At 70.8% G+C, this 18,047-nt stretch carries 17 protein-coding genes; 7 read left to right on the top strand and 10 right to left on the bottom strand.

Annotated features, from left to right (window positions below; all coding sequences use genetic code 11):
* Window positions 1–150 precede the first annotated feature (150 nt).
* Window positions 151–1,800 carry a serine/threonine-protein kinase gene (locus tag ABZ855_RS02695; protein WP_360799780.1) on the bottom strand — a complete coding sequence of 550 codons (1,650 nt, stop codon included), beginning with the start codon at window positions 1,798–1,800 and terminating at the stop codon, window positions 151–153.
* 89 nt (window positions 1,801–1,889) lie between these two features.
* Entirely contained in the window at window positions 1,890–2,738 is an 849-nt protein-coding gene (locus tag ABZ855_RS02690) for a menaquinone biosynthesis protein (protein ID WP_360799777.1), read from the bottom strand.
* Between the two features lie 289 nt (window positions 2,739–3,027).
* Here ABZ855_RS02690 and ABZ855_RS02685 point away from each other — a divergent pair, with 289 nt between their 5' ends.
* Together ABZ855_RS02685 and ABZ855_RS02680 are read left to right on the top strand one after the other, a co-directional pair.
* Window positions 3,028–3,231 carry a cold-shock protein gene (locus ABZ855_RS02685; RefSeq protein WP_053740801.1) on the top strand — a complete coding sequence of 68 codons (204 nt, stop codon included), beginning with the start codon at window positions 3,028–3,030 and terminating at the stop codon, window positions 3,229–3,231.
* Window positions 3,232–3,383: 152 nt separating this feature from the next.
* Complete coding sequence (locus ABZ855_RS02680) at window positions 3,384–4,112, top strand: class I SAM-dependent methyltransferase (RefSeq protein ID WP_360799773.1); 729 nt, start codon at window positions 3,384–3,386, stop codon at window positions 4,110–4,112.
* Here ABZ855_RS02680 and ABZ855_RS02675 read toward each other — a convergent pair.
* Both ABZ855_RS02675 and kstD read right to left on the bottom strand, forming a co-directional pair.
* A complete protein-coding gene (locus tag ABZ855_RS02675) occupies window positions 4,100–4,819 on the bottom strand; it encodes a thioredoxin domain-containing protein (protein WP_360799770.1) in 720 nt (239 codons plus the stop codon). The genes ABZ855_RS02680 and ABZ855_RS02675 overlap by 13 nt on opposite strands.
* Window positions 4,820–4,995: 176 nt before the next feature.
* Window positions 4,996–6,792, bottom strand: a complete 1,797-nt coding sequence (kstD, locus tag ABZ855_RS02670) for a 3-oxosteroid 1-dehydrogenase (RefSeq protein ID WP_360799767.1) — start codon at window positions 6,790–6,792, stop codon at window positions 4,996–4,998.
* 74 nt (window positions 6,793–6,866) lie between these two features.
* On the opposite strand from kstD, the gene ABZ855_RS02665 reads away from it, so the two are divergent.
* The gene (locus ABZ855_RS02665; RefSeq protein ID WP_360799764.1) at window positions 6,867–7,442 is read left to right on the top strand and encodes a YciI family protein; all 576 of its coding nucleotides are present in this window, start codon (window positions 6,867–6,869) and stop codon (window positions 7,440–7,442) included.
* 91 nt (window positions 7,443–7,533) lie between these two features.
* Here ABZ855_RS02665 and ABZ855_RS02660 read toward each other — a convergent pair whose 3' ends face one another.
* A complete protein-coding gene (locus ABZ855_RS02660) occupies window positions 7,534–8,397 on the bottom strand; it encodes a LysR family transcriptional regulator (RefSeq protein ID WP_360800266.1) in 864 nt (287 codons plus the stop codon).
* A 138-nt stretch (window positions 8,398–8,535) separates the two neighbouring features.
* Here ABZ855_RS02660 and ABZ855_RS02655 point away from each other — a divergent pair, with 138 nt between their 5' ends.
* The gene (locus ABZ855_RS02655) at window positions 8,536–9,273 is read left to right on the top strand and encodes an SDR family oxidoreductase (protein ID WP_360799761.1); all 738 of its coding nucleotides are present in this window, start codon (window positions 8,536–8,538) and stop codon (window positions 9,271–9,273) included.
* Window positions 9,274–9,411: 138 nt separating this feature from the next.
* Complete coding sequence (locus ABZ855_RS02650) at window positions 9,412–9,906, top strand: hypothetical protein (protein WP_360799758.1); 495 nt, start codon at window positions 9,412–9,414, stop codon at window positions 9,904–9,906.
* An 11-nt stretch (window positions 9,907–9,917) separates the two neighbouring features.
* Here ABZ855_RS02650 and ABZ855_RS02645 read toward each other — a convergent pair whose 3' ends face one another.
* On the bottom strand, window positions 9,918–10,886 hold the full coding sequence (locus ABZ855_RS02645) for a pyridoxal-phosphate dependent enzyme (protein WP_360799755.1): 969 nt from the start codon (window positions 10,884–10,886) through the stop codon (window positions 9,918–9,920).
* 47 nt (window positions 10,887–10,933) lie between these two features.
* Window positions 10,934–11,524: a DUF6817 domain-containing protein gene (locus ABZ855_RS02640; protein WP_360799752.1), complete on the bottom strand. Its 591-nt coding sequence runs from the start codon at window positions 11,522–11,524 to the stop codon at window positions 10,934–10,936.
* Window positions 11,525–11,765: 241 nt separating this feature from the next.
* Here ABZ855_RS02640 and ABZ855_RS02635 point away from each other — a divergent pair, with 241 nt between their 5' ends.
* The gene (locus tag ABZ855_RS02635; protein ID WP_360799749.1) at window positions 11,766–12,662 is read left to right on the top strand and encodes a LysR family transcriptional regulator; all 897 of its coding nucleotides are present in this window, start codon (window positions 11,766–11,768) and stop codon (window positions 12,660–12,662) included.
* Between the two features lie 52 nt (window positions 12,663–12,714).
* On the opposite strand, the gene ABZ855_RS02630 is transcribed toward ABZ855_RS02635, so the two are convergent.
* Together ABZ855_RS02630 and ABZ855_RS02625 are read right to left on the bottom strand one after the other, a co-directional pair.
* The gene (locus ABZ855_RS02630; RefSeq protein ID WP_360799746.1) at window positions 12,715–13,857 is read right to left on the bottom strand and encodes a hypothetical protein; all 1,143 of its coding nucleotides are present in this window, start codon (window positions 13,855–13,857) and stop codon (window positions 12,715–12,717) included.
* 118 nt (window positions 13,858–13,975) lie between these two features.
* Window positions 13,976–15,874, bottom strand: coding sequence for an AMP-dependent synthetase/ligase (locus ABZ855_RS02625; RefSeq protein ID WP_360800264.1), 1,899 nt, complete (start codon window positions 15,872–15,874; stop codon window positions 13,976–13,978).
* Window positions 15,875–16,262: 388 nt separating this feature from the next.
* On the opposite strand from ABZ855_RS02625, the gene ABZ855_RS02620 reads away from it, so the two are divergent.
* On the top strand, window positions 16,263–17,153 hold the full coding sequence (locus ABZ855_RS02620) for a MaoC/PaaZ C-terminal domain-containing protein (protein ID WP_360799743.1): 891 nt from the start codon (window positions 16,263–16,265) through the stop codon (window positions 17,151–17,153).
* Window positions 17,154–17,413: 260 nt separating this feature from the next.
* Here the strand turns inward: ABZ855_RS02620 and ABZ855_RS02615 are convergent, their stop codons facing one another.
* Window positions 17,414–18,037, bottom strand: a complete 624-nt coding sequence (locus ABZ855_RS02615) for a TetR family transcriptional regulator (protein ID WP_360799740.1) — start codon at window positions 18,035–18,037, stop codon at window positions 17,414–17,416.
* Window positions 18,038–18,047: the final 10 nt, after the last annotated feature.

Here is an 18,047-nt window from a genome sequence, read left to right as displayed (position 1 = left end):
TGGAGGGGGAGGGGGGTGGCTGGGGGGGGTGTTCTCGCCCCCGCCGCCCCTACCCGTCCCATCCTGTCTCTGGGGGCTGCGCCCCCAGGCCCCCCTACGGCCCTGAACGGGCCTTGTCCTCAAACGCCGGCGGGCTGGAAATTCGACCCCCTACCCCACCCGCGACATCCGAGCCACCGGATCCCCCGCCTCCGGGTTGTCCGTCTCGTACTTCAAGTCGTCGCCGACCGGCGTCAGCAGCACCGTGTGCGATCCCGTCGTGCACACGTCCCTGTTCGACTTGTCGGCGATCGATGTGACGACGAGCCTGCTCTTCGTGATCTCCTTCAGGAACAGGTCGTCGTCGCAGGTGCCCCCGATCGGGTCGGTCTGCCGGAACGTGCCCAACTTGGCGCCCACCGCCGCCCGCCCGACCGTCACCCGGAACGTCCCCATCGACAGCGCGCCGTCGAGGGCGACGGCCGGCCCCTCCCAGGTGCCGACGTAGGACGCGGGAACCGTCATCGTGCCGCTCGCCGGTCCAGGCACCGTGCTCGGTGAGGGGCTCTCGGCGGCCGGGCCGGTGTCGCTGCTCGCCGACGTGTCCTTGTCGCCGCCCTTGTCCGGCAGCAGGTCGAACATGTACACGGAGCCCACCGTGACCGCCGCCATTGCGCCCGCCACGGCGAGGGCCACCGTGCAGCTCAGTTTCCGTCCGCGCCCGCCGGCGACGGGTGCCGAGGTCGCCGCCACACTCACGGAGACCTTCCCGGGGGGCGTACGGTCGACCGGCTCAGGGTCAGGATCGGGCGCGGGCGCGGGTTCCGCATCGCGAGGCCCCGGCAGCACCGCGCCCGGCATCACCGGCGGCGGGCCGAACTCGCCCAGCCCCGGCACCGCACCCCCCTCCCGAGCCTCCGCCCCCGCCACCTCCAGGTTCAGCAGCGCCACCGCACTCCGGCTGACCCGCTCCACCACCGCCCCCGGCAGCCACCCGCCCGCCACCAGTCGGGCCGCGCCCTCCGGGGCGAGCCGTCGGGCCACCTCGCCGGGGGCCGGTCGCGCGGTCGGGTCCTTCGCCAGGCAGCGCACCACCACCTCCCGCAACTCACCGTCCAGACCGTCGAGTTCGGGGTCCTCGTGGACGACCTTGTAGAGGAGGGCGGCGGAGGAGTCACCGGGGAAGGGGGAGCGGCCGGTCGCCGCGTACGCCAGTACCGCGCCCAGCGAGAAGACGTCCGCCGCTCCGGTGACGGGCCTGCCGAGGATCTGTTCGGGGGACATGTAGCCGGGCGAGCCGACCGAGACGCCGGTGGACGTCAGGGACGCCGTGCCGTCCGTGGCCCGGGCGATGCCGAAGTCGATGAGGAGGGGGCCGTCGAGAGTGAGCAGGACGTTGGACGGTTTCACGTCCCGGTGGACGAGGTTCAGGGCGTGCACGGCGGTCAGCGCCTCGGCGAGGCCGGCGCCCAGTGCCCGTACGGAGTCGACGGGCAGGGGGCCGTCGTCCGTGATCGCGGCCGTCAGGGAGGGGCCGGCCGCGTACGCCGTCGCCACCCACGGCACCGGGGCCTCCGGGTCCGCGTCCAGCACGGGGGCCGTCCAGGCGCCGCCGACCCGCCGGGCGGCCTCGACCTCGCGCCGGAACCGGGCCCGGAACTCCTCGTCGAGCGCGAAGTGCGGGTGCACGATCTTGACCGCGACGGTACGGCCGCCCGCGCTGCGCCCGAGGTAGACCCGGCCCATTCCGCCCGAGCCGAGCCGCCCGAGCAGCCGGTAGGGCCCCACGACGGTCGCCTCACCGACGTCCAGCGGCTGCATGACGCCCACCTCTCCCCCGTACACACACCCACGACCCGTACACACACCCACGGCCCTTGCGCCCGCCCGTCCCGCGCGCGACCAGCAGCCTACGGCTCCAGCAGGTCGACCTCCACGTCCGCGGGGAAGCCTGTCGTCGGGCCGACCCGGCGGGCGAACTCCTGTACGGCCGCCAGTTGCGGACCGCCGAAACGGAAGTCGAGGGTCGTGAAGTAGCGCTCCAGGACGCCCGCGTCGAACTCCTCCCAGCGGGCGGCCTGTTCGGCGACCTTGGCGACCTCCTCGAGGGAGAGGTCGCGGGAGGCGAGGAACGCCTCGTGGACCTTGCGGGTGAGGACCGGTTCGCGGGCCAGGTAGTCCTTGCGGGCCGCCCATACCGCGAAGACGAACGGCAGCCCCGTCCACTCCTTCCAGAGGGTGCCCAGGTCGTGCACCTCGAGGCCGTAGCGCGGGCCGTCCAGGAGGTTGGCGCGCAGGGCCGCGTCCCCGATCAGTACGGCCGCGTCCGCCTCCTGCATCATCAGGCTGAGGTCGGGCGGACACGTGTAGTAGTCCGGTCGCACGCCGTAGCGCTCGGCCAGGAGCAGTTGCGCCAGGCGTACGGAGGTGCGGGAGGTCGAGCCGAGCGCCACCCGTGCGCCGTCCAGCCGGTCCAGGGGGACCTGGGAGACGAGCACGCACGACATGACCGGACCGTCGCAGCCCACGGCGATGTCGGGGAAGGCGACCAGGTCATCGGCGTTGCGGAGGAACTCGACGAGGGTGATGGGCCCGATGTCGAGATCTCCGCGCACCAGCTTCTCGCTGAGCTTCTCAGGGGTGTCCTTGGTCAGCTCGAAGTCGAGGAGCGTGCCTGTTCTCGCAAGCCCCCAGTACAGGGGCAGGCAGTTCAGGAACTGGATGTGGCCGACGCGCGGCCGGGTGCGAGAATTGTCCACCTCGCGAGGCTAACCGGCCTGCCCTACCATGAGACCTCCTGGGGGGTTGTCAAGAGCGCGCGCCGCCTCTCAAACGTCCGAGTGACGTGATCTTGACCTCTATTGCATTCGGGTGCCTGCATGCTAGGCTCGCCGCAAGTTGCAGTTTGGTTTCCCTTGCAGTACAGAGCCTGCGGAGCATGTGACCGCGGGCTCTCGTCGTATTCAGATGAATGCAGTTGTTTACAAGCTTTTGTTTACACCTTGCAGGTTCTGGAGCAGGGCAACCCTTTGGGCCCAAGGAGGGCTTATGGCTACCGGAACCGTGAAGTGGTTCAACGCCGAAAAGGGCTTTGGTTTCATTGCCCAGGAAGGCGGCGGCCCGGACGTCTTCGTCCACTACTCCGCGATCAACGCGAGCGGCTTCCGCTCTCTCGAAGAGAACCAGGCGGTTTCCTTCGACGTCACGCAGGGTCCGAAGGGCCCGCAGGCGGAGAACGTCACCCCGATCTAAGTCTGCGGCTCTTCTGAGCCGATTACTCTGATCCGGAACGTGTGCAGTACCCAAGGAGCTCCGAGCCATCAGGCATCGGAGCTCCTGCCTTTTCCGGCCACGGCCTCCAGCCACAGGGGCGCGATGTCAGTGGGCCCCACTACCGTCCCGCCATGGACAGCCACAGCCACAACCACAGCCACAGCCACACCGACACTGTCTCTGACACCGACTACGACCCCGACTTCGTCGCCGCCACCCGTGTCTTCTACGACGCCATCGCCGAGGACTACTACGCCCTCTTCCGTTCCGGGCTCGCCGAGCAGCCGCTCGAGCGGGCCCTGATCGCCGCGTACGCGGAGTTCGTACGGGGTTCAGGGGGCGGGAGCGGCCAGGTCGCCGATCTCGGGTGCGGGCCGGGGTGGGTCACCGCGCTGCTCGACTCGCTCGGGCTGTCGGTGTTCGGGCTCGACGTGTCGGCGTCGATGCTCGCGGTGGCCCGGCGGGAGCATCCGGGGCTGCGGTTCGAGCAGGGGTCGATGCTGGAGCTGGACCTTCCCGACGGGGCACTCGCCGGAGTGGTGTCCTGGTACTCGTCCATCCACACCCCGGCCGACCGGCTGCCCGCCCTCTTCGCCGAGTTCCGTCGCGTGCTCGCGCCGGGCGGACACCTGCTGCTCGCCTTCCAGGCGGGGGACGTGCACAAGCACCACGACCGGCCCTTCGGACGCCCCGTGTCCATGACCTTCCAGCGCCGCCGCCCCGAGCGGATCGCCGAACTGCTGACCGAGGCCGGGTTCACCCTCACCTCGCAGACCGTGCGGGCGGCGTACGAGGAGGCCGGGGAGTCGTCCCCGCAGGCGTTCCTCATGGCCCGCAGGCCGCCGGCTCAGTATCCGTAGTCCTTGGGGTCCGGAAGTGGCTGGTAGTCCTTGTACGACTGCCACTCGCCGGGGTTCTCCTGGATCGCCCGCAGCAGTTTCACGAAGACCTTCGAGTCGTAGAGCACCCCGCCGAGCTCCTTGGGGACCCGGACGTCGTTGATCACGGCGGTCGGGGTCCCCGGGCCCTTTCCCGGCTCGTCGCCGACGGCCTCGTAGGCGCGCTCGGCGGCGGTCACGAAGGAGCGGTACTTCATCGTCCTCACCGCCGATTCGAAGGCGGGGGTGCGCAACCCCTCGACCTGTCCGGCCAGTTCGAGGAGGCGGGCGTCCGTGAAGCCGTCGACCTCCTCCTCGGGCTGGTTGGCGTACAGCACCTCGTGGTACTCGGCGAACCTGTCGGAGTCGAGCGCGGCCCGGAGCGCGTTGGCGGCCTTCTTCGAGCCGCTGCCGCCGACCCTGTCGTCCAGGAAGGAGGCGAGGGTGTATTCCACCTTTACCTCGCGTCGCAGCACGGCCCGCTGGAGTTCCGGGCCCGCGCCGGTCGTCTCGAACTCCTCGCAGAACGGGCAGCGCATGTCCTCGTAGAGGTGCACGGTCACCTCGGCGGTCTGGTCGCCGACCAGGATGGTCGTGCCGTTCGGCGCGAGCTTCTCCGGCGTCTGCGCCAGGCTCTCGTACGGCTGTGAATCCTTGTAACGCTGCCCGCATCCCGCGACGAGCGACATGCACACCACCGTCATCGCGACCACCGCGGTCGTCGCGGTCCTCGCCGTCCTTCTCGATGCGGCGAACCGCCCCCCGTGCCCTGTACGCACCTGTTGCCTCCCCAGCAATCAGCGTGACACTAGGGCATGTCCATGCAGAACGCACAGGCTTATCGGAGGGTCGGAAAGGATCGGGATCAGAGCACCCCTGCCGCGGCCAGTGCCGCCACGTACCCGAACGTCATCGCCGGGCCGATCGTCGAGCCCGCGCCCGCGTAGCTGTGGCCCATGACGGCGGCGCTGGCGTTGCCGGCGGCGTACAGGCCCGGGATCGCCGTGCCGTCGGCCCGCAGGACGCGCGCCCGGGCGTCGGTGCGCAGGCCGCCCTTGGTGCCGAGGTCGCCGGGGACGATCCGGAAGGCGTAGTACGGGGGCAGCCACAGGGGCGCCAGGCACGAGTTCGGGAGGATCGCCGGGTCCGTGTAGTAGTGGTCGTACGCGCTGTCGCCGCGCCCGAAGTCCGTGTCGTCGCCGTTCCGGGCAAGGGAGTTGAAGCGGCTGACCGTGGTGCGCAGGGCCGCGGGCGGTACGCCGATGGAGGTGGCCAGGTCGTCCAGGTTCCACGCCTTGTACGCGGCACCGGAGTTGTACCAGTCGGCCGGGAGCACGAAGGTCGGGGAGACGTCCCGGAAGAGGTAGCGGTTGCGGTAGTTCTGGTCGACGATCAGCCAGGCCGGGATGTCGGGGTCGGTGGCGTTTCGCTCGTACATGGTGTGGACGACGTCGCTGTAGGGGCCGGCCTCGTTGACGAAGCGGGCGCCCGCCGCGTTGACCAACAGGCCGCCGGGGAGGGTGCGTTCGGCGAGGCAGAAGTACGGCTCGCCGGGGAGCGGGATCGCCGGGCCCCACCAGGCGTCGTCCATCAGGGCCAGGGAGCCGCCGGCCCGTTCGCCCGCCCGGATGCCGTCCCCGGTGTTCTCCTTCGCGCCGATCGTCCACTCCGTACCGATCGGCTGCCGCTGGTACTGGGCGCGCATCGCCGCGTTGTGCTCGAAGCCGCCCGAGCCGACGATCACGCCGCGCCGGGCGCGGAGGAGGCCGGGTGCGCCGCCCCGGGTGACGACGGCTCCGGTGACCGCTCCGGACTCCAGGTGGAGGTCGGTGAGCGGGGTGTTGAGCCAGACGGGCACCCCCGCCGACGCCAGCCCCGCGCGCAGGCCGCCCGCGAGGGCCTGGCCCATGGTGAGCGGGGTCTGCCCCTTGAGCGCGGCCTTCGTACCGCGCGCCAGGCACTCGACGGCGACGGCCGCGCCCTTCACGTTCACGGCGGCCAGGGCCAGCCACTTGTAGTCGGCGCTGAAGACGACCATGCCGGCGGGGACGGGCAGGTAGGGCGGGTTGAGGTGGGCGAGTTCGGCGCCCAGGATGTTCCCGTCGAGCTGATCGGGCTCTATGGAACGGCCGCCCGGCAAGCCGCCGGGCAACTCCGGGTAGTAGTCGCTGTATCCCTCCATCCAGCGGAAGCGGAGGGGACTGTTCGCCATGACGAAGGAGAGCATGGCGGGCCCGTGCGCGAGGAAGGCCTGCTGCCGCGCGGCGGGGACCTCCGGCCCGACGACCGCCGCGAGGTAGGCGGCGGCCTTCGCCGGGGTGTCCGGCACCCCGGCCGCCAGGATCACCGGGTTGTTCGGGATCCAGATCCCGGCACCGGAACGGGCGGCGGACCCACCGAAGGTGGCCGCCTTCTCGACGACCACGCAGGTCAGCCCCTGTTTTACTGCGGTCAGCGCGGCGGTCATCCCGGCGGCACCGGCGCCGATCACGACGACGTCGTACGTCCCGAGGAGGGGCGGCGGCACCGCCGCCCGGGCGGACCCACCTGCCCCCACCCCTACACCCACCGCTGTCGCTGTCGCTGCCGCCGCCGCGCCCGCCAACACACCACGTCTGGAGGGGAGTTCGGTACGTCGCGTGGAGTCCGTTTCTGGGTTCATGGGGCGGGAATGTCCTACTTGGGTCTTGTGAAGTCAAGCGACATGCGCCGGGAGAACCTGGTACGCCTACGGGCATGGAGTTCCTCTGCTACCACCGTGACCGGCCGGATTCCCTGGCGCTGCGCGACGAACTGCTGGAAGAGCACTGGTCGTACATGGACCAGTACGCCAAGGAGATGATCGCCCGCGGCCCGACCTTCGCCGACGACGGCGACACCCTCACCGGCAGCGTGCACATCCTCGACCTGCCGGATCCCGCCACCGCCCGCGCGTTCGCCTTCGACGAGCCGTGCTACCAGGCCGGCGCCTACCGTGACGTACTGCTGCGCCGGTGGCGCAACACGCTGGGACGCACGATGTGGGAGTTCCCCGGCGGCCCGACCGAAGGCAGGCGGTACCTGGTGATCGGCCTCGGACACAGCACGGGTGTCGGCGCCGGTGCCGGTGAGGGCGCCGACCTCGACCTGCCGTCCGACACGGAGAACCTGATCGCGTACGGCCCGCTGCTCTCCGACGACGCCACCACCTGGCTGGGCACGGCGGCCCTGCTCCGCGCCCCGGACCCGGCCACGGCCCGCGCCGTCCTCGCGACTCCGGACCGGTATGCGGCGATCGAGGTGCACGGGTGGCAGTTCGGCGGGCGGTCGTGAGCGGGGCTTGACCCGCTGGTCACTCCCTGGAGACCCGCAGGTCAGAGGTTGGTCGGGCCGCTCGGTCGGCCGTTGTCCGCGCCGCACACGGTCACAGTCGGGTGGCCGTGCGGATCAGTCCGGCGAGGGCGAGGGAGCGGCTGTGCGCGGGCCAGGCGATGTGGGTGACGACGGGAGGCGCGTCGGTCACGGGGACGGCGACGTGCTCGGCCCACAGCCAGGCACGGGCGGACTCGGGGAAGACAGCCATCGTGCGTCCGAGGGCGATCAGCTGGGCCAGCTGCGTCTGGTCGCGGATTGCGGGGCCGGGGCCGGGCGGGTACGTGCCGTGGCGGGGCCAGCGGGCTTGCGGAAGGTCGGGGACGTCCTCGATGTCCGCCAGGGACAGCGTCTTCCGTGCGGCGAGGGGGTGACCGGCGGGCAGCACGGCGATCTGTCCCTCGGTCATCAGCACCTCGCTGTCGAATCCGGCGAGGGAGTTGAACGGCGCGTGCATGAGCGCCACATCGGCGCGGCCGTCGCGCAGCAGCTCCTCCTGCTCGCAGAAGCCGCACGGCAGGACCTCGATGTCGGCGGCGTCGGGCTCGGCCGCGTAGGCGCCGAGAAGCTTCTGCAGCAGCTCGTGAGCCGCGGCGGCCTTCACCGCCAGCACGAGCCGGTTGCGCGGCCCGCCCGGGCTGTCGGCGCCACCGGCACGACGGGTGCGGCGCGCGGCGGCGACGGTCGCGTCAAGGGCCGCGCGGCCCTCGTACAGCAGCACCTCCCCGGCGCCGGTCAGGCTGACACCGCGCCGGTTACGGTCCAACAGGCGGACTCCGAGGCGTCGTTCGAGCTGCTGAATCGCCCGGGAGAGCGGCGGTTGGGCCATGCCGAGACGTTCGGCGGCGCGGCCGAAGTGCAGCTCCTCGGCGACGGCGACGAAGTAGCGCAGCTCGCGGGTCTCCAAGGTGTCCAGGGTGTTCTGGGTGTTCAGGGCGTTCAGGGCGTTCAGGGTGTCCACTTCCGCAGAGTATCTCTGTGATACCTGGCGGGTATGACAGACCACCGTATCGGTGTTGGATGCGCGGGCCGTCATCGAGCGAGCATCAACGGCATGAGCGAAACGAAGATCGCGCTGGTGACCGGCGCGAACAAGGGAATCGGGTACGAGATCGCAGCGGGGCTGGGCGCCCTCGGATACCGCGTGGGCGTGGGAGCCCGCGACAAGACACGCTGCGAGACCGCGGTCGAGAAGCTGCGCGCCGCCGGGGTGGACGCGTTCGGGGTGCCGCTGGATGTGACGGGCGACCGAAGCGTCAGCGCTGCCGCGGAACTGATCGAACGGCAAGCCGGACACCTGGACGTCCTGGTCAACAACGCCGGCATCTCAGGAGAGACGGGGCCGGGCTGGGGCCAGGACCCGACCACGCTCGACCTCGACATGGTCCGCACCGTGCTGGAGACCAACGTCCTCGGTGTCATCCGGGTGACCAACGCGATGCTGCCGCTGCTGCGGCGCTCGACGTCGCCGCGCATCGTCAACGTCTCCAGTTCCGTCGGCTCCCTGACCCGACAGGCGGACCCGGACATCGAGGTCGGGCCCGTCATGGCCGCCTACGCACCGTCGAAGTCGTTCCTCAACGCCGTCACCGTCCAGTACGCCCGGCAGCTCGCGGACACGAACATCCTGATCAACGCCGCCTGCCCGGGCCTGGTCGCGACCGACCTCAACGGCTTCTACGGCTCCCGCACCCCCGAGCAGGGCGCGGCCACCCCCGTCCGGCTCGCCACACTGCCCGACGACGGCCCGACCGGTGCGTTCTTCGAGGACGACGGCGTCATCCCCTGGTGATCCGCCGCACCACCAACTCACCTGTCTTTCATGGGCCGCCTTCCTCCGCCGGGCGGCTCTGTAACAGCTGTGCTGCGGGCGTGCTGCGGGCCTGCCCGCGTCGGCTTTCCCGGCAGCCGCCGTGGTGATGATCGGGACATGACCACCATCACCCGCGCCGCCACAGCGGCAGCGATCTGCGCCGCCGTACTGCTGACCGGCACCGCCTGCACCAGCGACAACGGCGCCGGTGACGGCGCCGGCGACGGCCCGAAGACCTCGGCCAAGAAGTCGGCTCCGGCCACACCCGCAGCCGCCGTCGAGGTTGACCAGACCAACGGCGAGAGCGTCACCGAGGCTCCGAAGATCGAGCGGAAGGTCATCGCCTCGTTCGCCAACGGGCAGTCCGGTCGCGCCATCCCCCTCAAGGGCGGGCTCCACAAGGGAACCCTCGGGATCGCCCTGAACTGCGAGGGCAACGGCAAGGTGAAGGTCGAGGTCAAGGACCTCGGCATGACCTTCGCCGAGAACTGTGAGGCCGGCAAGGTCGTCAGCATCTACAACGAGGCGGAGATCAGCACGCCGGACCCGGACGCGTACGTCCACGTCACCGGCACCTCCGGCGTGCGCTGGTCGGTCTCCGCCGGACAGTGACGTACGCCGCGTCAGAGCGCAGGCGCGCACCACCGGCGATAGGCGTCCACGTCGACGTTGCTGCCGCACAGGATGGTGACCACATGTCGGCCGGCGAAGCGGTCGCGGTCTTCGAGGATCGCGGCGATGCCGAGCGCGGCCGACGGTTCGACGACGAGTCCGGCGTGTTCGAGGAGCAGCCGCATACCGGCGATGATCGACGCTTCTTGGACGAGGACGGCGTCGTCGGCGACCAGGAGGAGGTCGTCCAGGACGGCCGGGATGGGGCATCGGCCGGCCACTCCGTCGGCGATGGTGTCGGTCGAGTCGGTGGTGACGACCCGCCGTTGGTGCCAGGAGTGGGTCAACGCCGGTGCGCCCAGCGGCTGGACGCAGATCACGTCGACCTCGGGTGCCGCTTCCTTCAGCACATGACCCACGCCGGTGGCCAGCGCCCCACCGCCGAGAGCGATCAGGACGGTGTCGAACGAGGGCGCGGCTTCCGTCAGTTCGAGGCCGATGGTCGCCGCACCCTCGCAGGTCTCGAGGTCCAGGCTGTCCTCGACGAGCCGGATTCCGTCGTACCGTGCGATGGCCGCCGCCCGCTCACGGGCCACCTCGTGGTCGCCGTCCACCAGTTCCAGGCGGGCGCCCAACGCACGGATGCGCTCCAGCTTGGTGCGAGTCGCGAAGCGGGATGCCACGACGGTGACGTCGAGTTCCCGGCCGCGACCGGACCAGGCGAGGGCCTGGCCCAGGTTGCCCGCGCTGGCGCACACAACGGCGCACGAGCCGTTGTGTGCGAGCCGGCTCGCGATCACCTCCGTGCCGCGGGCCTTGAAGCTGCGGACCGGGTTCGCCGTTTCGAGCTTGATGCTCACCGCACACCCGAGGACGGCCTCCAGCGCCTCGCAGCGATACAGCGGGGTGTCGAGAAAGACCGGGTCGATGACCCGGCGAGCCGCCCGGATCCTAGCGGTGTCGAGTCGCGTCTCCTGCACGACAGAGCAGCGTAGTGCCGCCTTGAAGATGGTCAGGGTGGTGGTCCTCAGTGGTCCCGGCCGTCTCGGCGGCCCAGCAGCGTTTCCGTCTCCTCCCACGCCGGTGCGCTCAGCAGGGGCCGGAAGCCGGTGAACAGGGCGAGGAGGTGCGGGCCCCACTGTTCGCGGAACACCGGGTTGATGCGGGCCAGGTCGAGTTCGTTCGCGGCCGTCAGTTCGGCGAGGTCCTCGCGGCGGTCGCGGGGCATGGCCCGGGCGCCGCCGATGAAGCGGTCGTGGAACGGCGCGTCCGGGGTGGCCAGGCCCGGGTAGGTGGCCTTGCGGTCCATGGCGGCGTACGTGTGGACGATCTCCTCCGCCTCCGAGCCGATGACCCTCGCCAGCTCGGCCCGGCGGTCGAGGGTGAGCAGGGCGGTGGGGAAGCCGTCGGTGCCGTAGGCGGCGTGGCAGAGACCCGCCAGGCGGAGGGCCGGCCGGGCGTCCCAGGCGGCGAGCAGCCGGTAGACCCGGCAGAGGTGGGCGAGCAGGGTGCCGCCGGGGTGGCCTATCTGTTCGGCGCCCAACTGCCGTAGAAACGCGACTGCTTGAGCTGCCGTGGAGGGGACGAGCGTAGGGGGAGAGGGAGGGGAAGCGGACATGGGGTGGCGTCCTCTCGGTGCGCGAAAGGTCGGCACCCGTCCGCTCCCCACCCTGTGGTCCGGACCCCGGCGGGGGCGCGGGACGGGTTGCCGCCTGGGCCCTGCAACGATCGTGACGTACCGGTCCGTAGCCAGTCAATCCTAAGGTTCTGTCACCAACTCCAAGTATTTACTTGGGTGTTGGGGTGGGGGGTGGGGTGGGGGTTGGGGTGCGGGTTGAGTTGGGTGTTAGCTGGGTGGTGTGACCCTGGACGACCTGCGTGTCTTCGTCGCCGTGTGCCGGGCCGGGAGCCTGAGCGCGGTCGCGCGTGACCTCGCGTGCACCCAGTCGGCCGTCAGCCAGCATGTGAAACGGCTGGAGCGGGAGACGGGCGTCGCCCTGCTGGAGCGGCATGCGCGGGGTGTCGTACCGACCGCGGCCGGGCGGGTGTTGCAGGCCGCCGCCTCGGAGGGCATCGCCGGGCTGGATCTCGCGCTGCGGAGCCTCAAGGATCTCGTCGACGGGGAGACCGGGTCGGTGCGGATCGCCACCGGTGCGACCACCGTGCGGCATTTCATGGCGGAGGCGGTGGTCGCCTTCCGGCGTCAACACCCGGGCGTCAGCCTGGAGTTCCGTACGGAGAACTCCAGCCGGGGGTGTTTCGCCGCGCTCGCCGACAGCGAGCTGGACCTCGCGTGGGTCACCATCGGGGCGCCCGTGCGGGGCATCGAGCAGCGGGTGGTGATGGAGCTGCCGTGGGTGCTCGCCGTACGCGCCGGTGATCCGCTCGCGCGGCGGGCGTACGCCGAGGCCGACGATCTGCGCGACCTGCGGTTGATCAGGCTGCCGCCGAACTCGACGTCCGCCGCCCAACTGGAAGCGGCGTTCGCGGAGTTGGGGGCGCGACCGGCGTTCGACACGAGTGTCGCCGACTGGGACACGGCTTTGCTGCTCGCGGAGTTGGGGCTCGGGTACGCCATCGTGCCGGCCGTCCCGGACCTGCCGGTGCCGGGCAGCGAGGGGCCGGTGCGGCTGATTCCGCTGCCCGCGCTCCGGCCGTTGGCGGTGGGGTGGGCCGTGCGGCGGTGGGACGCGCTGAGTCCGGCGGCGCGGGCGTTCGCGGACACGGTGGCGGCGAGGAAGGGCGCCGGGCGCTGAGCCTCCCCTCCCCTCTCCTCCCCTCCCCTCTCCTCCCCGCTCCTCCCCGCTCTCAGTTCGCCGCCCGCGTCCGCCCTACGACCTCGCCCTTCCCGTTCGCCACCAGGGACGCCGTGTCGTCGCCCGCCCCTGTCACACTCACCCTCAGGTTGAGTGAGCCGGTGAGACGGTCGGCCGTCAGCTGCCAGGACTGGGGCGAGCGGACGCCGAGAGTCGTCCGCGCCTCCCTCACCAGGGCCGGGATGCGCTCGTACGGCAGGGAGTTCGGGTCGAAGAGCGGGGGCTGGGGGCCCGAAGGCGGGAACACCACCGACAGCGTGCTGTCCTCGACGGCCAACACGAGCGCCTGGCCCTTGCCGCCCTTGGTCAGCGACTCGACGGCCCGCCGCAGCTCACCCTCGTCGAGGAACGACTGTCCCGAACCCAGAACGACCGTGCCGGACCCCGACGACACCACCGTGGTGTTCATCGAGGATGACGATGACGACGAGGGCGGGGGCGAAGACTGCGCCGAGGACGACGACAAGGGTTTGCCCGTGTCCCCGTCCGAGCCGCAGACCTTGTCCGTCAGGTCTGCGCGGAACAGCAACAGAACCACCGCCACCCCGACGAAAAAGCCGACGAGGCCGGCCCCGGCGTGTCCGTCGCTGATCGGCGGTTCCTTCACCAGCGTCGACTCGGGCGCCGAGTCGATGGCCGCGTCGGCCGCCCTGCGCTGCCATTCCGGAGTCGGCTGCTTGACGAGCCGTACCTCCCACGGCCGGTGCGGCGGGTACTCGACGACCACGATGTCGCGCGGCTGGTAGTCGGGGACGTTTACGAGCTTGACCCAGTCGTTCATCCGGGCGCGGAACACGGGCGCGTCGTCCGGGGCGACCGTGAGGTCGAAGTCGATCGGTATGTTCGACGACAGTTCGGACCCGCTGGCCTTCAGGCTCTCGACCATCGCGAGCGCTGGGACGGGGACGAGGGCCGCCCTGCGAGCCCGTTCCGGGGCGCGGGAGAGGTAGTGGAGCAGTGCGTAGACCACCGGGAGAACGAGGCTGCCGATGATCGGCTGCACGTCCTCGATGATGCAGCCCACCGCGAACGCGGTCAGCGAGGCTCCCGACACACCACTCGTCAAAAACCCGCGGACGACATCCACCGGACTGCTGCGGGTCGGCGGCACACTCGTGGTGGTCGTCTCCGTCATGGCGTGATTGTGACCCGCCGAGATGACTATCGGAAGACATATGGCCCACCGCCGGGCAAACCTCCGCCCACCGCCGGGCGGCCCTCCCGACTGCCGCCGCGCCGGTACAACCCTCCGCCTACCGCTCGTACAACCCCTCCACCTCCGCCGCGAAGTCCCGCATGATCTCGAAGCGGCGGAGTTTCATCGACGGGGTCAGGTGGCCCTCCTCCTCCGTGAAGTCGACGGGGAGGATGGTGAAGCGGCGGATCGACTCCGGGCGGGAGACCAGTTTGTTGGCCTCCTCCACCGCCCGCTGGATGACCGCCCTCAAGTCGGCGTCATCCATGAGGAGTTCGGCCGGTACCGGGTGTTTGCCCTGCATCTGGCGCCAGTGGGTGAGGCCGGGGGTGTCGAGGGTGATCAGGGCCGAGATGTAGGGGCGGCCGTCGCCCAGGACCATCGCCTGGGAGATCAGGGGGTGGGCCCGCAGCCAGTTCTCCATGGGCGCCGGGGCCACGCTCTTGCCGCCGGCGGTGATCAGGATCTCCTTCTTGCGGCCGGTGATCGTCAGATAGCCCTCCTCGTCGAGGGAGCCGATGTCACCGGTCGCCAGCCAGCCGTCCGGTGCCGCCGGGACGACGCCGCCCGCGCTCGGGTCCCAGTAGCCGCGCAGGATCTGGTCGCCGGACAGCTCCACCTCGCCGTCGGCGGCGATCCGGACGCGGGTGCCGGGAAGGGGCCAACCCACCGTGCCCACGCGGGGTTTGAGCGGTGGCGTGACCGTGGCCGCGCCCGTGGACTCGGTGAGGCCGTACCCCTCGTAGATCTCGATGCCCGCGCCGGCGAAGAACCCGGCCAGCGGGCGGCCGAGCGGTGAGCCGCCGCAGATCATGTAACGGACCCTGCCGCCCATGGCGTTGCGGATACGGCGGTACACGAGGGGGTCGTAGAAGGTGCGCGCGGTGCGCAGGGCGCGGCTGGGGCCGTGGCCGATGCCGTGGCGCTGTTCCTCCACCGCCTCGCTGTAGCGGCGGGCCACGGCCACCGCGCGGTCGAAGGACGAGACCCGCTTGCCCGTCTCGGCCCTGGCGCGGGCGGTGTTGAAGACCTTCTCCAGCATGTACGGGATGGCCAGGAGGCAGGTGGGCCTGAAGGCCGCCAAGTCCCCCAGCAGGTCTTCCGACTTGAGGCTCGGGGCGTGGCCCAGGCGGATGCCCGCGCGGATGCACGCGATGGCCACCATCCGCCCGAAGACGTGCGACATCGGCAGGAACAGCAGCACCGACGCCTCGTCCTTGGTCTGTTCCCGGAAGACGGGGTAGAGGAGTTCGATGGCGTTGTCGACCTCGGCGAAGAAGTTGCCGTGCGACAGCGCGCAGCCCTTCGGGCGGCCCGTGGTGCCGGAGGTGTAGATGAGGGTGGCGAGCGTGTCGGGGCCCAACACCCCACGCCGTACGGCGACTTCCTGGTCCGGTACGTCCTTGCCGAGCTCGGCGAGCCGGTCGAGGTGCCCCTTCTCGAAGACCCACATGTGCCGCAGGTCGGGGATACGGTCGCGCTCCGGGCCGAGGGCGGCGGCCTGGGCGACGGTCTCCGCGGCGAGGGCGACGGCGCCGGAGTCCTGGAGGATCCAGCGGGTCTGGAAGGCGGAGGACGTCGGGTAGATGGGGACGGTCACCAGGCCCGCCGCCCACGCGGCGAAGTCCATGAGCGTCCACTCGTACGTCGTCCGCGCCATGATGGCCAGCCGGTCGCCCGGCATCAGGCCCTCGGCTATCAGCCCCTTGGCCACCGCGAGCACCTGCTCGGCGAACTCGGCCGCCGTCACGTCCGCCCAACTCCCGTCCGGCGTACGGCGGCTGAGGGCGGTCGCCTCGGGTTCCTCGTTCGCGTTGTCGAACGGGAGGTCGGCGAGCGAGCCGTACGTCACGGGCGCGACGAACGCCGGGACGGACACCTCCCGTACGGCCCCGTCCAGTCGTCGGATCTCGGGCTCCACCAGGAGGGGTTCACCGTCGTAGCCGACGGCGGTCACGATCGGCGGCGAGGGCGGGGAGGACGGGAACGACGAGGACACGAGCAGCTCCTGTGGCGTGCGGCGGCCTTCCGGCGTGTACACCTCTGATGGTGTTCACCACAGATGTACGACTTCGGCGGTGCCGCTGTTCAGAAACCGGATCGTACGGCTCGCGCGTGGGGGGTTCGTGCGGGTTCCGGGGCGGTGAAGCGGCGGGGATGTGCAAGCTCAGGCGTCACACAGGTTACCGATGCGTCATCTTGCCCTGTCCTGAGCGTTTTTCACGTTAGCACCGGCCCTACGCGCGTTCCCAGTGGTTCTTCACACTTTCATCTCGGGGTGTTCTGGGACTTACCTCCGGTAACCTGACTCTGGAGTAAGTAAGGTATCGAGGTGGGAGTTGACCATGGCCGACCGCTCTGTTCGCACCCTCGACCGATCCCCGGCCCTGACACCCCTGCTCGCCCGGGGCGCCCTGCTGTCCCCCTTCAAGAAGGCCGCCCTCGACCGGCCCCGCCCGTACGCCGGCCACCCCGGCACCCGCCTCGTGCTGCCCGGCGTACGCATCGACCTCGCCCGCCTCGCCGCCTACGAACGGGTCTGCGGCTTCCCCGTCGGCGACGACTCCCTCCCCATCACCTACCCGCACGTCCTCGGCTTCCCCCTGGCCATGCTCCTGATGACCGACCGCGGCTTCCCGCTCCCGCTCCTCGGCCTGGTCCACACCTCGGTCGAGATCGTCCGCTGGCGCCCGCTCACCGCCACCGGCGGCTACTACGAACTCACGGTGTACGTCGAGGAGTTGGCGCCGCATCGACGCGGCACCGAGGTCGCCGTGCAGACGGAGGTGCGGGACGGTGACGGTGAGGAGCTGGTGTGGGAGTCGCGGAGCACGTATCTCGCACGGCACCGGCGTGACCTTGCCGCCGGTACGCCCAGGGGTGGGGGCGGTGTTTATGACGAACGTGAGGTGCTCCCCCTCGTCGCCGAGTGGCGGCTCTGCGGGGATCTCGGGCGGCGGTACGCGGGCGCATCCGGTGACCGCAACCCCATTCATCTGCATCCGCTTGCCGCGCGCCTCTTCGGGTTTCGGCGTGCGATAGCCCATGGCATGTGGACCGTCGCGCGCTGCCTCGCCGCGCATGGCGCGCCGCCGTCGGCCTGGGTCCGTGCGGAGTTCAGGGCGCCGGTGTTGTTGCCGGGGGCGGTGGAGTATGGGGCGGATGGGTTTGGGGGGTTTGAGCTTCGGGGTGGTGGGGGGCGGGTGCATTTGCGGGGGGATGTGCGGCGGGTGTAGGGGTTCGTTTGTTTGCTTGTCTGCTGCGGCGCCGTTGGGGCTGGTCGCGCAGTTCCCCGCGCCCCTAGGGGGTTCGTCGTCTGCTGCGGCGCCATAGTGGCCGGTCGCGCAGTTCCCCGCGCCCCTTAGGGAGTGGCCGCTGGGGCCGGTTGCGTAGTTCCCCGCGGCCCCGAGGGGTTTGTTGTCTGGTGCGGCGCCGTTGTGGCCGGTCGCGCAGTTCCCCGCGCCCCTTAGGGGGCCTTCGGCCGTCCCTGGAGCGGCTATTCCGTCAGGGCGCCCATTGCCCGGTCGAGCAGGTCGGCGAGGGAAGCCTTGCCCTCGCCGGCCACCCATCCTCTCGCTGCCGCGTCCAGGCAGGCCAGGGCGGCTGCTACCAAGGCGGTCGGTCTGGGGTCCTCCGGATCGTCAGGGCCGGTTTCCAGTCGCCTGGCGATCTCCGGCACCATCTGTTCCTGCCACTTCAGCTGCTTCTCGAAGTGCCGGGCGCGCAGTGACGGCGTCCCGTGCAGCAGGCGCAGAAAGCTCAGCGTCTGCTCGGGCGCTTCCTCGTTCACCCGTACCAGGACGTCGAACGCCCGGCGCAGCGCCACCAAGGGCCGCTCCTCGTCGGGACGGGCGGCGAGCGCCTCCACGACCTGCGGGCCATTGCCCTCCAGGCCGCCCAGCACGATGTCTTCCTTGGTCCCGAAGTACCGGAACAGGCTGGCGCGCGACAGTCCCGCTTCCGCCGCGATCTGGTCGGCGGTCGTCCGGTCGAAGCCCTGAGCGGTGAAGAGCCGGAGCGCCACTTCCGTCACTTCCGTCCGGACCGTCGCCCGCATGCGCTCACGCAGACCGGGCGGCTTCGGCGGGGTGGGGTTGGCGGCGCTCGCGGAGTCGGTCATACGAGGCATA

Source organism: Streptomyces sp. NPDC047042 (assembly GCF_040644035.1).
GTDB lineage: Bacteria > Actinomycetota > Actinomycetes > Streptomycetales > Streptomycetaceae > Streptomyces.
The sequence above is the reverse complement of the archived record's forward strand: the minus strand, read 5'-3'. Positions and strand labels throughout refer to the sequence as shown.

What these genes read in the sequence shown, in the direction of transcription:
- ABZ855_RS02650 (WP_360799758.1), top strand. Translation starts at nt 9,412, where the DNA reads ATGACCACCATCACCCGCGCCGCCACAGCGGCAGCGATCTGCGCCGCC.
- ABZ855_RS02640 (WP_360799752.1), bottom strand. Translation starts at nt 11,524, where the DNA reads ATGTCCGCTTCCCCTCCCTCTCCCCCTACGCTCGTCCCCTCCACGGCA.
- ABZ855_RS02680 (WP_360799773.1), top strand. Translation starts at nt 3,384, where the DNA reads ATGGACAGCCACAGCCACAACCACAGCCACAGCCACACCGACACTGTC.
- kstD (WP_360799767.1), bottom strand. Translation starts at nt 6,792, where the DNA reads ATGAACCCAGAAACGGACTCCACGCGACGTACCGAACTCCCCTCCAGA.
- ABZ855_RS02655 (WP_360799761.1), top strand. Translation starts at nt 8,536, where the DNA reads ATGAGCGAAACGAAGATCGCGCTGGTGACCGGCGCGAACAAGGGAATC.
- ABZ855_RS02620 (WP_360799743.1), top strand. Translation starts at nt 16,263, where the DNA reads ATGGCCGACCGCTCTGTTCGCACCCTCGACCGATCCCCGGCCCTGACA.
- ABZ855_RS02665 (WP_360799764.1), top strand. Translation starts at nt 6,867, where the DNA reads ATGGAGTTCCTCTGCTACCACCGTGACCGGCCGGATTCCCTGGCGCTG.
- ABZ855_RS02685 (WP_053740801.1), top strand. Translation starts at nt 3,028, where the DNA reads ATGGCTACCGGAACCGTGAAGTGGTTCAACGCCGAAAAGGGCTTTGGT.
- ABZ855_RS02615 (WP_360799740.1), bottom strand. Translation starts at nt 18,037, where the DNA reads ATGACCGACTCCGCGAGCGCCGCCAACCCCACCCCGCCGAAGCCGCCC.
- ABZ855_RS02630 (WP_360799746.1), bottom strand. Translation starts at nt 13,857, where the DNA reads ATGACGGAGACGACCACCACGAGTGTGCCGCCGACCCGCAGCAGTCCG.
- ABZ855_RS02675 (WP_360799770.1), bottom strand. Translation starts at nt 4,819, where the DNA reads ATGTCGCTCGTCGCGGGATGCGGGCAGCGTTACAAGGATTCACAGCCG.
- ABZ855_RS02695 (WP_360799780.1), bottom strand. Translation starts at nt 1,800, where the DNA reads ATGCAGCCGCTGGACGTCGGTGAGGCGACCGTCGTGGGGCCCTACCGG.